Raw genomic sequence first — 12,829 nt, forward strand, 5'->3', positions numbered from 1 at the left:
TCTAGAAGACTTATTTTTGAGGTATTGTATTTATAAAATAAAACGACCAATACGACAATTCAATCGTCTACTGGTCGTTGGGATTACCTGTTTGAATAGAGGGCGAGATGTTTATTATCCCCTGCTAAAATTGACCTATTAACTTCGTCAATTCCAGCTCTTCAAATTGATCTTCCATTGCGGATTTATCGATCTGCAAAGATAGGTCATCAAAATCGACCTGTCCACCCTCGATATCACAAACGATTTTAGAAAGCTCATAACTAAGTTCAGCCACCTCTTTAGAACCCTGGATCTTTTTTACATAACGTTTATATGAGCTGTCGTTTAAAGCTTCGATCACGTCATCTTTATATAAATCCTCAAGATTAAAAATCTTATATTCAGCTAATGCAGGCAAAAACTTCTCACCGACGCCTTTGATCCCAGGTATATTATCTGATTTATCACCAAGTATCGCTTTGGCTATTAACCACTGGCTCGTTTCGATGCCGTATTGCTTTTGAAAATCAGCCGCTGTAAACAATAACTCTTCCTTACCCTGCCGCTTAAATAACTGGTGTGTTCGATCATCTAACAATTGGAATAAGTCCTTATCACTTGATGCAATCAATACCTCACCATCATGGTGTTCTTTCCATTGAGTAGCAAGCGTACCGATATAATCATCAGCTTCCCATTTCTCATGGGAGAAGTAAGGCACATTCATCGCTTTTAACAGCGTTTCACACAGAGGAAATTGTTGCCCTAATTCCTCATCGAGTTGTCTCCCTGCTTTATACTCGGGATACATTTGCTTTCGAAACGTCGTTTTTGAGTCTGTATCCCAGCAAGTGATAACATGTGTTGGTTTATATTGACGAATTAAGCGAAATAGCGACTTCATAAAAACATTGACCCCATTTGTATAAATGCCATTTGAATTCGGCTTTAAATCACCTCTCCAAGATGTGGCAAAATACCCTTTCGCTAATAAATTGCTTCCGTCGATCAATAATAACTTCGATTCCTTGTTGTTCTTTGCTGAATTCACTGGTTTCTCGGTCTCCTTTGTTTTCTCTCGTTGATGAATACTCACCATTGTAACAGAAAAATCTCCTTTTTCTGCTGTAAAACGATGGGATTCATTTTAAACTTATTAATGCTTGTCTAAATCAACTATTAACTTCCATACAAAACAAATCTTTTTGATGATACCATACATTTATGATCATACTTTTAATAGAATAATTTCGAAACGGAAGGTGTTATGATGGAGCAAATGACAACGTTAATTGATCAAGTAAGAGAAAAGCAACCTTTAATACATAACATTACAAATCAAGTCGTTATTAATTTCACCGCTAATGGCTTATATGCCGTTGGTGCCGCACCGGTTATGGCAAATGCAGTTGAAGAAGCTGCTGATATGGCAAGGAACGCTGACGCCCTTCTTTTAAATATCGGCACCCTCACCACACCTCAAGTTCATGCGATGATACAGGCAGGAAAAGCCGCTAACCAAAAGGGGATCCCAGTCGTCTTTGATCCGGTTGGAGTCGGAGCGACCCCATTTCGTACAGAAACGGCCCAAAGAATTTTACAAGACGTGCAAGTCTCTTTTGTTCGTGGAAACGCTGGCGAAATCGCCATGTTAGCAGGCCTTGATGCGGAAATAAGAGGCGTTGATTCTACGGTACAAGCGAATCAAAAACAAATCACAACTGAAGCTGTCAATCGGATTGGAGTTCCTGTCATAGTCACAGGTGTTGAGGATATCATCTCAGATGGAAAGGATTTTTATTATATTAATAACGGCCATCCCTTACTTACAAAAGTAACCGGGACAGGATGTCTATTAAGTGCGGTTGTTGCGGCCTTTTTAGCAAGTAATGATCATGGATTAGAAGCTGCAGCTGGTGCTGTAAGCTTTTACGGTATTGCGGCCGAAATCGCTGCACAACAAACAAGTGGTCCTGGAAGTTTTCAGACTGCATTCTTAGATGCGTTATATAACGTTGACAGTGAACAAATTAAAGATTTAATCAAGGTGAAGTATGACCATTCAAATCATTAATATTAACTCAAAAATTTAAAATAAAACAAGTAGCTGCTCACCACAGCTACTTGTCAAAACTATTCAGGCATTATCCCTTATTTCTTCAAATTCTAGGTCTTCTTCATCTTTTCTTAGGTATTATCTGTCTTTTCGTGCGTTAAATCGTTTAGATTTTTCCAATTTCACAGCGACATTGTAGATCGGAATTTTTGCATGTTCTTCATAAATTCCTTGAAGTAAAAATAGTTTTAAACGTTTTTGCTATCCTTTACATAATTTTGTGATGGGCGCTTTAAGATAGGACCATTAATTGTTCGAATTAGTATTGGCTTTCTTTTTGAATTTGCATATTCACTTAGTGAAAAGGCACCTTCTGATATCTCAACTTGTGTGTCTATTCGAAAGGGAAGTTTATTAAAATCGCTTTCTAGTTTTTGAGCTAACTCAATCGTAAATTGTTCAATTGGGCGAATGATGATATCAATATCACTTGTTGCTGTTACTGTTTCTTTTTTGCTAGCTAGTTCAAAGCCACAGCTTCCAGTCGGTCCCCACTGAAGAGCATAACGGTTCATTAAACGACTAACACTTTCTATATTATGGAAAATATCTTTATTTACTTTTCTCCATCTTTTTTTATATGCTATTTGTTCAGGGGTGATACGCCTCACGATACAATCAGTGGGTAAAAAAGCAGCAAAGCGTTGATTTCTCAGTGACCCTCTAATACCAACAGCAACAAACCCTTGAGGAGCACTTGCTCTCCTTACAACTACAAAAGGTGCTTCACTTAACGATTGATTTATCCATTCTTGTAAAGGGTTATAACTGACTAAATCATTCTGACCACGAATTTCTAATAAATCATGTGGGTTTAATTCCATTGATCACTCAACTTCTCTCTTACTAAAATCGATGCTGAACGCCCTCCGTTTTTCGCATTTGCAGAAGATAACCGTACACTAAGATCTTTTGATTCATTCATGTTAACATCTATAATTGCTCGTTCAATGGCTTCATAAATAAGTTTACGGTCATTTACTTCTGGATTGTCTGCTTTTACACCATCCACTAATGAATACAAGGCTCCTAGCTTATCAAATGATTGAATATCGTATGCCATTGCAGGTACTTTTTGCGTTGCTTCCTCTAATTCTTTTAAGGTTCTTTGTGTAATTCTAGCTGCTGATTGTTTTGACATTACATGCACATTTACCCCTGAATCACGTAGGGCAATCAAACGGTTCGCCTGCAGTCCATGGGATAAAAACGCGCCTGAAATAGCATTTCCCGGTATAAATGAAATCACCGGGTGTCCAGCTAGCCTTGCTGAAGCATAAGCATCAACAGCAGCAGCACAAGCTTGATGAATACCAAGAAGTTCTTCATGATAACCATATGCTTGACTAGGTACATCTACAATGGGAACAATAGCCCGCTTTTCGCCGTCTTTGTCTGCTTCTATCACTTCTCGTACATATTTAGCAATTGACCATCCCTCTTGCAAGCCAACCTCTCCATTTCTAGCCCGCGGAAAACGACTATTAGCGTCTGGGACAACTACAATATACCGTACTTTAGTTTCTCCGATGAAACTATCAGCAACTCGGACAGATGGAACCTCTCCTACCTCAGCGCAGTCATTTCGTAATAAGTCAAACCAAGTTTGCCCCCTACCAGTTGACTTATCAACCTTCATATCAAAATGTTTTTTATCATCCATTAATTCTGTTTCGGACTGTTTCCACAGTTCTCTCACCTTCTCAGGCGATAACCTCTTTGTTGTATCCACTGAATGTAAAAGCCTCTCATATCTTTTAACTTGTTCTGTTCGCACAGGGGTAATGCCACCGTCTATTACAGAAGAAATAAACGCTTTCACATCGTCTATATCATCATCAATCATTTGATCCGCAAAGCCTGTAGCTGTACGTTGTTCGCCACCAACGGTTCCCCAAATAAGCTGGCGGTTTTTGGAATCGAACTCACGAATACCTGCTTCCTGCTCAATCACTTCCGGACCATTTAGTCCAAGTCTTCCCTCACGAGTCATAATAATGGAACTGCAGAGTCCTGCTGTAATAGACATTCCTCCAAATGCGCCAATTTTTCCTGCTACAACTGCAATGACTGGAACATGGCGTCGAAGAGCAACAATCGCAGCGCCTATTTCAGCAATAGACAGTAAACCATAGTTGGCTTCTTGTAATCTGACTCCCCCTGTATCAAATACTAATATAGGAGTCGTTTTTATACCCGCTTCACAATCTTTTAAAGTTAATTCAAGTGCCCCAGCAATTTTTGCACCTGATACTTCGCCGATTCCTCCACCTTGAAAATTACCTTCTATCGATATAACCACTGTAGGTTGTTTATTAATTGTTCCTTTTGCAACGATAACACCGTCGTCACTTTGTGGAACAATGCCCTGTAATTCTAAATGGGGAGATTCTAAGCCATCAAATGGATCAAGTAATTCTCTATATGTCCCCTCATCAAATAAATTTTGCGCTCGCTCACGCCCATTACATTCTACGAAACTATTTTTTAACGCTTTAATCATTCCTACTCACCTCCAGTGCTTGCTCAAGACGGAGTGTTACTACCCCCGGTGTTGCTCCAAAATCATTAATTTTCACATGCGCTGCAATATCATTTTTTTCAAAGAAACGTTGAAGTACAGCTTCCCATGTCTCTTTAAATCCATTTATACCTGTTCGAATCACTACTTTTGCTTCTAAATTGTCGCTTGATTCCATAATAATTTCTAAATCTCCTGATCCAACGACTCCTACATGCGCACGTTTATTAATTGCCTCTCTTGCCGGAAACGTATATGTGAGATTTTCCAATAGAAACACCTCCAATTAATGGGTATATTCAATCTTTTTCTCGTTTTTATTAAGCTTTGTTAACGTTTGCGTTTTATCTAAAAAGAAGGTTGATGCAAGGAGATCAGCACTACCTCCCGGTGAAATATTTCTTTTCGTAAACTCTTCATCAAGTTTTCTCAGACAAGAAAATTGACCACCTATCAACACCTTTTTTGCGCACTCCTTAGCAAACATAAGTGCATCTGAACCACCGCGATGTAAAATACATGTATCGTCTAAATGAGCAATCAATGAAAGGAGTGAATAAATCTGTGCTTCTTCTTCTTCTACTCCATCCATTCTCATTTGATTCAATATTGGAAACGAATAGTTTATAATGTGCGGAAAGCCTTGCTGTGCTTCTCCTCTCGCACCTGCTACAGAATATTTTTCTATGACACGCTTTCCATTTGTACTCGTATCTTTACAAAAGCGATCTGGAAATCGTGCAATTTCTCCAGCCGCTGAAACAATTTTGTCTACTGTATACGTTCCTTTCCCCATGGAATAAGCAGAAACAAGGAGCCCTAACGCCCAAATGGCGCCTTTATGGGTGTTTACACCTCCAGTTGCTTTAAACATGTGCGCTTCTCCACGTCTTCCTACTTCAGCAATCGATTCTCTAATTAACTGAGAAGGGGTTTGACCATAACTTTTAAATGCTATTTCTTCAAATGTTTCCTTAAGAGAATTTGCTGATCTTCTCATTAAATCAATAGTTAAATCATGGTGAGCACCTGTATTTTCTTGATCAACAAGACCTGGCTTCGGTGTTAATTCCACTTCTTCGATTAAAGAGTTCACAGCTATTTCAGCTGTATTAGAACTAAAAATATACATTTCATTACTCATTTCCCCCCTCCTCTCTCCATTACCAACTTCTAAATTTGGCAGGCGGTTCATATAAACCATCTGACCACTCGACAAGTTCCTCAACGCTTTTTGCTGCAAGTAGAGACCTTTTTGCATCCGTTCTACGTATCTCCAAGTCTTCTGGAAGAGCAATAATTCCCTCACGTCGAAGTTTCTCTGTTTTTTTCGAATCAGTTGTTAAACCTAATGGTGTAACACCGGCAATGGCTGAAACAGCCTCTCTCCTTTTTTCCATGCTATCTGCTTTATATAAATAGGCAATACCTTCTTCAGTCACAATATGTGTAACATCATCCCCATAAATCATGACTGGAGCTGTTGCGAGTCCAACATCCCTTTTTACATCAATCGCATCAAGAGATTCTACAAATACTGGCTTATTTCCAGCTTGGAACGTTTCCACCACTTGTACAACCAGCTTTTTACCACGAGCTAATGGATCATCCGAAGTCATCATGTTCAGCCAAGCTGGAGTTGAGTGTCGTCTTCCTCCAGGGTTATGTCCCATATTAGAGGCCCCCCCATAACCAGCTAGCCTTCCACGTGTTACAGTTGAAGAATTTCCATACTGATCCATTTGTAGAGTTGATCCGATAAACAAATCAACGGCATACTGGCCAGCCATCTGTGACAGAGTGCGATTTGAACGTAGGCTTCCATCACGACCAGTAAAAAAAACATCGCGGCGGGACGCTATATATTTTTCCATGCCTACTTCTCCTCCAAAACAATGAACGCTATCAACCCAACCACTCTCAATTGCTGGTATCAATGTTGGGTGTGGATTTAAAGCCCAGTGCTTGCAAATCTTACCTTTCAACCCTAGTGATTCTCCATACGTAGGGAGTAACAGTTCTATCGCCGCTGTATTGAATCCGATTCCATGGTTTAAGGATTTTACTTCATGTTTCTCGTAAATACCTCGTAATACCATCATCGCCTGCAAAATTTGGATATCTGTAATATGACGTGGATCTCGGGTAAATAGCGGTTCAAGTTGAAAAGGTTCATCCGCAACAACAACAAAATCAATCCAAGAAGATGGGATATCTACTCGGGGTAATTCATCAGTCAATTCATTGACTTGAACGATAACGATGCCATCTCGAAACGCTGCAGCCTCGACCAGCGTTGGTGTTTCCTCCGTGTTTGCACCTGTATATAAATTGCCATATCGGTCTGCTTTATCTGCTGCTACTAAAGCTACAGATGGAATAAGGTCGATGAAAAGACGTCCATAAAGTTCAATATAAGTATGGATTTCACCCATCTTTAATATGCCGTCCTCTAGCATTTGTGCTATACGAAGACTTTGTGGACCTGCATAAGCAAAATCTACTTTATTCGCAATTCCACGCTCAAATAGATCAAGGTGTTCGGGTCTTGAAATACTAGACATGATCATATGCAAATCGTGTAATTCGCTAGGATTGGTTTGTACAAGAGCCTCTGATAGAAATGAAGCCTGCTTTTGATTGTTCCCTTCCATAACAACCCGATCACCTGGCCTAATTAGTTTTTCTAATGCCTCTACAATTCGATTAGTCGGTATAATATTTCCATTAGTGATATGACTAACGTTCTCTAACCGTTTATTCTTAGCATCAAGACGTGTTGTCCAAGATCTTCTATTTCTTACTGATTGTTTGGTTGTTTGCATGATAAAAACCCCTCTCCTCATTTCAATTATTTATACTTGCTATAAAGTGACAATCTTCAAACCCATGATCTGCTACAGATAAAGCTCTAGCCTCTGGAAATGCGTTGGTCGCTAATCGGGATAGTACGTTTCCAGGTGGCATTTCAATGAATAACCTCACACCTTTTTCATATAAAACAGTTGAGGCATCGTGCCATTGAACCGCGGCAGAAACACTTTCAGCTAAATCTAGTCGAATGTCGACCGGATCAACCAACAAACGTGCCCTTCGATTTCCTGCATAAGGAATCGAGGGACGGTATATTGGGATATCATGAAGCGCTTCGATCAGTTCATCTGAGACTGATGATAGAAGTGGGCAATGTGATGGCGTACTGACATTTAACAGTGAGGCACAGCGGGCACCATTCTGCCCAGCATCATCTAGTACACTTTGTAATCTGACCAAAGCCCCGGAGAGTGTGATTTGATCATTTGCATTTTGATTAGACATGTACACCGGGAACTGCTCATCATAGTGCCGGTCTATTATTGCTTGGAGTTTATGAGCTTCCATACCTAGTACAACACCCATCCCATATCCTTCTGGGTAAGCTTTCTCCATTAATTCACCACGTAGATTTACAACTTTTACTGCATCTTTAAAATCGATAACACCAGCAGCCACGGCTGCAGCAAACGCTCCAATTGAATGCCCTGCAACAAAGTCTGGAGTTACTCCACTGTTTTCAAATGCTTTATATGTAGCAACCCCAGACGTCAGTAATGAGAGTTGTACGGACCTCGTCGAAGTAAGCGCCTCTTCTGTATGAAGTGTGTATACGCTTTCATTTAGCACTTCATTTGCTTCCGTTATTACATTCTCCACAATAGGATTATCCGGCAACTCATGTAAAAGTCCTGGATATTGAGAACCTTGACCCGGAAACAAAAAAGCAAGTTTCAATTTAATCACCTCATTTCGTCCCCGTTACTTGGAGTTTAACTTTTTTTTCACGCTAAAAATAACATCTTCATTATGTTTCGATAACACGGAAGATAACTCTGTCATGTTTTGTTCTAATAAGAGTTTGATGATAAGAGCATGCTCTGCAATTGATTTTTCAATGTTTCCTTCACTTTTAAACGAAAGAGCTTGAATCCTTAATAATGGCCAACCCAGCCTTGAATACATATCTTTAATCGTTTTACTTTTACTCATTTCAATGAGAAGCATGTGATATGAATGATTTAATTGCGTATAAAGATGTATATCTTCCACTGTTTTCATTTCTTTTAGAATTTGTTTCATTTTATTTAGTAAATGTACGTCTACTCCATACCTTTTGATACGTTTTAACGCCATATCTTCAAGCATATTTCGAATCTCAAGTAGGTCATAAATTTCACTTTCTGTATATTCTTTTATAACTGCACCCTTTCGAGGGATTCTTTCCACGAGACCTTCAATGGTAAGTAAATAAATAGCTTCACGAACTGGGGCTCTGCTCGTTCCATATTCTTCAGCATAGATATTCTCGACTAGTTTATCTCCCGGTGCTAATTCACCAGTAATAATTTGTTCTGTAATATGTTCTGCGATTGTCTTGGATAAAGCATTATTATTTAAAAGGTTATTTGAGGACATTTTCTCACCCCTAGATTGATTAATGGTCGACTGTCGATACCAATCAGTATACAGACCATTTATTTAATTTTCAATATTTTTAGAAAATTAAATAAATTTGTTGCTTTTTTCTTGTTCTGCTTGTAAGATAATCACTAGAATACAGTCGACTGTATATTCTGAATATTCAGTATAATGTGCAGGTTGCGATTACTCTTTTAATAAAAAATAGGTGAGGTGAGTCAATGGTCATTTTTGGTGTAGCATTACTAGCAATTTGTTTGTTAGTTGGTGTAATTCTCGGTGAACTATTAGGTCTTGCTATCGGTATTGATGCAAATGTTGGTGGAGTAGGTTTGGCGATGGTAATGCTTATTCTTATCGTTGATTATTTAAAAAAACGGAATAAGCTAAGTAAACCTTCTCAAGAAGGTCTAGGGTTTTGGAGTTCGATGTACATCCCTATTGTAATTGCAATGTCTGCCAATCAAAATGTGTATGGCGCACTCGACGGCGGTCCACTTGCTATCGCAGCTGGGGTTGCTGCTGTTATCGTTAGTTGGATACTTGTTCCAATTATTAGTAGAGGTGGGAATTCAAGATTTGATGATGAAGACGAAAATATTGACGTAGAGGGAGGGGAAACAGATGTACGAAGCGCTAACTAATGTATTTACAAGTAATGGCCTTATTGTTTCCTTTGCCATTGTTGGGATCACAATGTATATTGCATACTTTCTATCTGACAAATTAACTAAAGGAAGACTTCACGGATCAGCTATAGCGATTATCCTCGGCTTAGTGCTTGCATATATGGGTGGTGCGACAACTGGAGGTTCACAAGGGTTAGCAGATATTAGCATCTTTGCTGGTATTGGCCTAATGGGTGGCGGTATGCTTCGTGATTTTGCTATTGTAGCCACTGCATTTGGAGCAAGTTTCGAAGAAATTAAAAAAGCTGGTGTAACCGGAGTTCTTTCTCTATTCATTGGTGTAAGCGCTTCCTTTGCGGTGGGGGTAATTATTGCACTCTCTTTCGGTTACACAGATGCTGTTAGTCTTACAACCATCGGAGCTGGTACTGCTACTTATATAGTCGGCCCAGTAGCAGGTACTGCCCTTGGCGCAAGTTCAGAAGTTATAACGATTAGTATCGCTGCAGGTCTTGTCAAATCAATAATAACAATGATCGGTACGCCGTTTATAGCTAAGTACATAGGGTTAAATAACCCTCGCTCAGCAATGGTTTACGGAGGATTAATCGGTTCAACCAGTGGAGTTGCTGGTGGACTTGCTGCAACAGACCCCAAATTAGTACCATACGGAGCTGTTACCGCAACATTTTATACAGGACTTGGTTGTTTACTCGCCCCATCTATATTATTTCTAACTACAAAAGCGATATTTGGATAAATAGAATCGGGTTTAAATAATTTCCAATAATCTATCCCTTCAAATTTTTCTATGATATAAAACTCTTCCTTTTTGAATAGTAGATAGGAAATAGGTCTTTAACGAGAGTGACTAGAAAACCGATGTCGCTCTCTTTTTTTAGCATACATACCTTAATTTATAAACGGGAGTCATTACAGTGCATATTGAAAATCCGGCGGCTCTATAGAAACATAGCCATATAGTTCATGTTCAAAAAAGAGAGGTTTTCTCCCGTTTGAACAGACTTGAAGCAATAAGCGGAGATAACGTTATCTCCACTTAGATAGCTCATTTAAAACTTGAGCCATTTCATTTAATTTTTCGACGGATGATGATAGCTGTTCTGACGCAGATGCTTGTTCGGTCGTATAACCATTTACGCGTTCGATGGTTGCTAACATCGACTCAACTGATTGCTGGATCGTCTCAAGTTGCTGTTTAATTGTTTTTGAAGATTCACTTGAGCGATCAGCCATTTTTCGAATTTCATTGGCTACGACACCGAATCCCTTTCCATAATCCCCTGCATGTGCCGCTTGAATGGATGCATTCAACCCAATTATATTAGTCTCTTGAGCAACTTTGGTCGTAAAATCAGCTAACTCACCTATCGATCTCATCTCTTCTCTTACTTGATTAGACATCGACGAAAGTCCTTGATTTGTAGAAGCAATTTCTTGCGAGGACGCTGATACCGACTGTGCACTAGCATTCAATTCATCTGTCATTTTTGCTAATGTATCGGCCATCGTAGAAATTTGCTCACTCTTTTCCTGAGAATAACCGATGGATATACAACCAACGACCTCGTTGTTTTCAAAAATAGGAGTGCATACGGCCATATGTGCAATCCCGTACAGTTCTTTATTTCCTTGTCGTACAATTCTCTTCTTTTCATTTAAAGCAACAGCTGTTATCGATCCTTCTCGAATAGGATCGCCTACTTCAATCGCCATTTTTAGATCCTTACCAGGTAGAGAGACAATAAACTTTTCCTTATCTGCGACGGTAAAATGGCAATCCTCCAATACTAACTGGTCAACAACCCACCACTTAACGACCTAGCGTTTGTTTGAAGTGGGGGCTTGCGTCTGTCAGAGTTTGACAGTGCTTCTACCCTCGTAGATAGCAACTACGCTTGTTCCTACCCAGTAGTTCGAACGAGCAATTCTCTCCTACCTTCGAATGGTGGAACATAAGGACGGTTGACTTCGCCCCTACCACGAGGGTCATGCCCCTGTGGTAACTACACCAATATGTTCACTGCCTTTACGGTGTAGATTCATAGCACCAATACGATCATCGTTTGATTGGTATTGACAATTTTTGCACTTAAACGTGTGTAGCTTTTTATTACGGTTTGCTTTCTCAATGTGTCCACATTTAGGGCAAGTTTGAGAAGTATATTTTGGGTGTACAACAATTACTTTCTGCCCATTCATTTGAGCTTTATATTCAAGCATTTGACGAAACTGGTAAAAAGCCCAAGACACAGAAACATAGCGATTTTTCACACGCACTTTTTCTGTTGCAGAACGAACACCAGTCAATTCTTCTAAAACAAACATTGTACCTCTAGGGTATTTATCAACGAGTGCCTTTGTAATTTGGTGATTTATATCAGTTACATAACGGTTTTCTCTTGAACCAATTTGTTTTATTTTTTTACGAGCAGATGGTGTTTGTCGCATTTGTAATTGTTTGCGAGTATCTTTAAACGTACCACGCTTATGTTTTACTATGTTTCCGTTGTAAAAAGTGGTTTTACCTTGACTATCATAAGTAGTAGCAAGGAAATTAATGCCTAAATCAATACCGACGATATGATTTACATTTGCGAATTCTAGCTCTTTGTATTCTTTTGTCATCGGGATATGTAAGAACCACTTCTTGTACTTATGTACTAATTTAGCAGTACCGAATTTCCAAGTACCATTGAAGTATTTCTTCATAGCCTTGCGCTCGTAATTTAGCTTTATGCGACCATTTAGAGTGTTTACACTAAATTGATCTTTAGTTAGTGAGTAATCACGATTCCAAACAAGATCATATTCTAGTAGTTTAAATTCAATCAAAGACCATTCGTGTCCATTTGATTTAGCTGACTTGTAGCGAGCGATTACAGTTTTCATTACAGATTGAGCCATTTGGCTTTTTAGTCCAAATTGATTTCGCAAATCAGAATAATATAAGTCGTTAAGTTTTGCTTGATTTAGTTTTTTTGTTTCGAATATGTGCTTCGATAACCAGTTGCAAGCCTTGCGATAAGCATTAGTTGTTTCCCTTAGACTTTCATCTTGATTGTCAGAAACATAGATTTGTATTTTTGCAGTAATAGTTGACAT

Annotated in this window: 13 protein-coding genes; 3 read left to right on the forward strand and 10 right to left on the reverse strand. The window is 39.1% G+C overall.

Annotated elements, in window-relative coordinates:
- Nucleotides 1-124 precede the first annotated feature (124 nt).
- Nucleotides 125-1,033, reverse strand: a complete 909-nt coding sequence (locus KH400_RS16825; protein ID WP_217226547.1) for a 5'-3' exonuclease — start codon at nucleotides 1,031-1,033, stop codon at nucleotides 125-127.
- Between the two features lie 216 nt (nucleotides 1,034-1,249).
- On the opposite strand from KH400_RS16825, the gene thiM reads away from it, so the two are divergent.
- A complete protein-coding gene (thiM, locus tag KH400_RS16830) occupies nucleotides 1,250-2,056 on the forward strand; it encodes a hydroxyethylthiazole kinase (protein ID WP_246589752.1) in 807 nt (268 codons plus the stop codon).
- A 230-nt stretch (nucleotides 2,057-2,286) separates the two neighbouring features.
- On the opposite strand, the gene KH400_RS16835 is transcribed toward thiM, so the two are convergent.
- Genes KH400_RS16835 through KH400_RS16865 form a run of 7 tightly spaced genes read right to left on the reverse strand, consistent with a single transcriptional unit; the run spans nucleotide 2,287 to nucleotide 9,071 of the window.
- Complete coding sequence (locus tag KH400_RS16835; RefSeq protein ID WP_217226549.1) at nucleotides 2,287-2,922, reverse strand: malonate decarboxylase holo-ACP synthase; 636 nt, start codon at nucleotides 2,920-2,922, stop codon at nucleotides 2,287-2,289.
- Nucleotides 2,913-4,601 (reverse strand): biotin-independent malonate decarboxylase subunit beta, encoded by a 1,689-nt coding sequence (locus KH400_RS16840; RefSeq protein WP_217226551.1) that lies wholly within the window; start codon nucleotides 4,599-4,601, stop codon nucleotides 2,913-2,915. Before KH400_RS16840 ends, KH400_RS16835 begins: the two co-directional genes overlap by 10 nt.
- Complete coding sequence (locus KH400_RS16845; RefSeq protein WP_217226553.1) at nucleotides 4,594-4,890, reverse strand: malonate decarboxylase subunit delta; 297 nt, start codon at nucleotides 4,888-4,890, stop codon at nucleotides 4,594-4,596. Before KH400_RS16845 ends, KH400_RS16840 begins: the two co-directional genes overlap by 8 nt.
- Nucleotides 4,891-4,905: 15 nt before the next feature.
- Nucleotides 4,906-5,880, reverse strand: a complete 975-nt coding sequence (locus KH400_RS16850; protein WP_312889242.1) for a triphosphoribosyl-dephospho-CoA synthase — start codon at nucleotides 5,878-5,880, stop codon at nucleotides 4,906-4,908.
- Nucleotides 5,783-7,444, reverse strand: a complete 1,662-nt coding sequence (mdcA, locus tag KH400_RS16855; protein ID WP_217226557.1) for a malonate decarboxylase subunit alpha — start codon at nucleotides 7,442-7,444, stop codon at nucleotides 5,783-5,785. The genes KH400_RS16850 and mdcA overlap by 98 nt, the downstream gene beginning before the upstream one ends.
- A gap of 22 nt (nucleotides 7,445-7,466) precedes the next feature.
- Nucleotides 7,467-8,399, reverse strand: coding sequence for a malonate decarboxylase subunit epsilon (locus KH400_RS16860; RefSeq protein ID WP_312889243.1), 933 nt, complete (start codon nucleotides 8,397-8,399; stop codon nucleotides 7,467-7,469).
- Between the two features lie 15 nt (nucleotides 8,400-8,414).
- Nucleotides 8,415-9,071, reverse strand: coding sequence for a GntR family transcriptional regulator (locus KH400_RS16865; protein WP_217226559.1), 657 nt, complete (start codon nucleotides 9,069-9,071; stop codon nucleotides 8,415-8,417).
- 224 nt (nucleotides 9,072-9,295) lie between these two features.
- Here KH400_RS16865 and madL point away from each other — a divergent pair, with 224 nt between their 5' ends.
- Nucleotides 9,296-9,718: a malonate transporter subunit MadL gene (madL, locus tag KH400_RS16870; RefSeq protein ID WP_217226561.1), complete on the forward strand. Its 423-nt coding sequence runs from the start codon at nucleotides 9,296-9,298 to the stop codon at nucleotides 9,716-9,718.
- A complete protein-coding gene (gene madM, locus KH400_RS16875; protein WP_217226563.1) occupies nucleotides 9,699-10,463 on the forward strand; it encodes a malonate transporter subunit MadM in 765 nt (254 codons plus the stop codon). Before madL ends, madM begins: the two co-directional genes overlap by 20 nt.
- A 290-nt stretch (nucleotides 10,464-10,753) precedes the next feature.
- On the opposite strand, the gene KH400_RS16880 is transcribed toward madM, so the two are convergent.
- A complete protein-coding gene (locus tag KH400_RS16880; protein ID WP_217226565.1) occupies nucleotides 10,754-11,512 on the reverse strand; it encodes a methyl-accepting chemotaxis protein in 759 nt (252 codons plus the stop codon).
- A 201-nt stretch (nucleotides 11,513-11,713) separates the two neighbouring features.
- Nucleotides 11,714-12,829 carry an RNA-guided endonuclease InsQ/TnpB family protein gene (locus KH400_RS16885; protein ID WP_217226566.1) on the reverse strand — a complete coding sequence of 372 codons (1,116 nt, stop codon included), beginning with the start codon at nucleotides 12,827-12,829 and terminating at the stop codon, nucleotides 11,714-11,716.

This window comes from Desertibacillus haloalkaliphilus (assembly GCF_019039105.1).
GTDB lineage: Bacteria > Bacillota > Bacilli > Bacillales > KJ1-10-99 > Desertibacillus > Desertibacillus haloalkaliphilus.

Coding starts and splice junctions, on each gene's coding strand:
- KH400_RS16850 (WP_312889242.1), bottom strand. CDS start 5,880: ATGCAAAAAGGTCTCTACTTGCAGCAAAAAGCGTTGAGGAACTTGTCG.
- KH400_RS16840 (WP_217226551.1), bottom strand. CDS start 4,601: ATGATTAAAGCGTTAAAAAATAGTTTCGTAGAATGTAATGGGCGTGAG.
- thiM (WP_246589752.1), top strand. CDS start 1,250: ATGATGGAGCAAATGACAACGTTAATTGATCAAGTAAGAGAAAAGCAA.
- mdcA (WP_217226557.1), bottom strand. CDS start 7,444: ATGCAAACAACCAAACAATCAGTAAGAAATAGAAGATCTTGGACAACA.
- madM (WP_217226563.1), top strand. CDS start 9,699: ATGTACGAAGCGCTAACTAATGTATTTACAAGTAATGGCCTTATTGTT.
- KH400_RS16885 (WP_217226566.1), bottom strand. CDS start 12,829: ATGTCAACTATTACTGCAAAAATACAAATCTATGTTTCTGACAATCAA.
- KH400_RS16865 (WP_217226559.1), bottom strand. CDS start 9,071: ATGTCCTCAAATAACCTTTTAAATAATAATGCTTTATCCAAGACAATC.
- madL (WP_217226561.1), top strand. CDS start 9,296: ATGGTCATTTTTGGTGTAGCATTACTAGCAATTTGTTTGTTAGTTGGT.
- KH400_RS16835 (WP_217226549.1), bottom strand. CDS start 2,922: ATGGAATTAAACCCACATGATTTATTAGAAATTCGTGGTCAGAATGAT.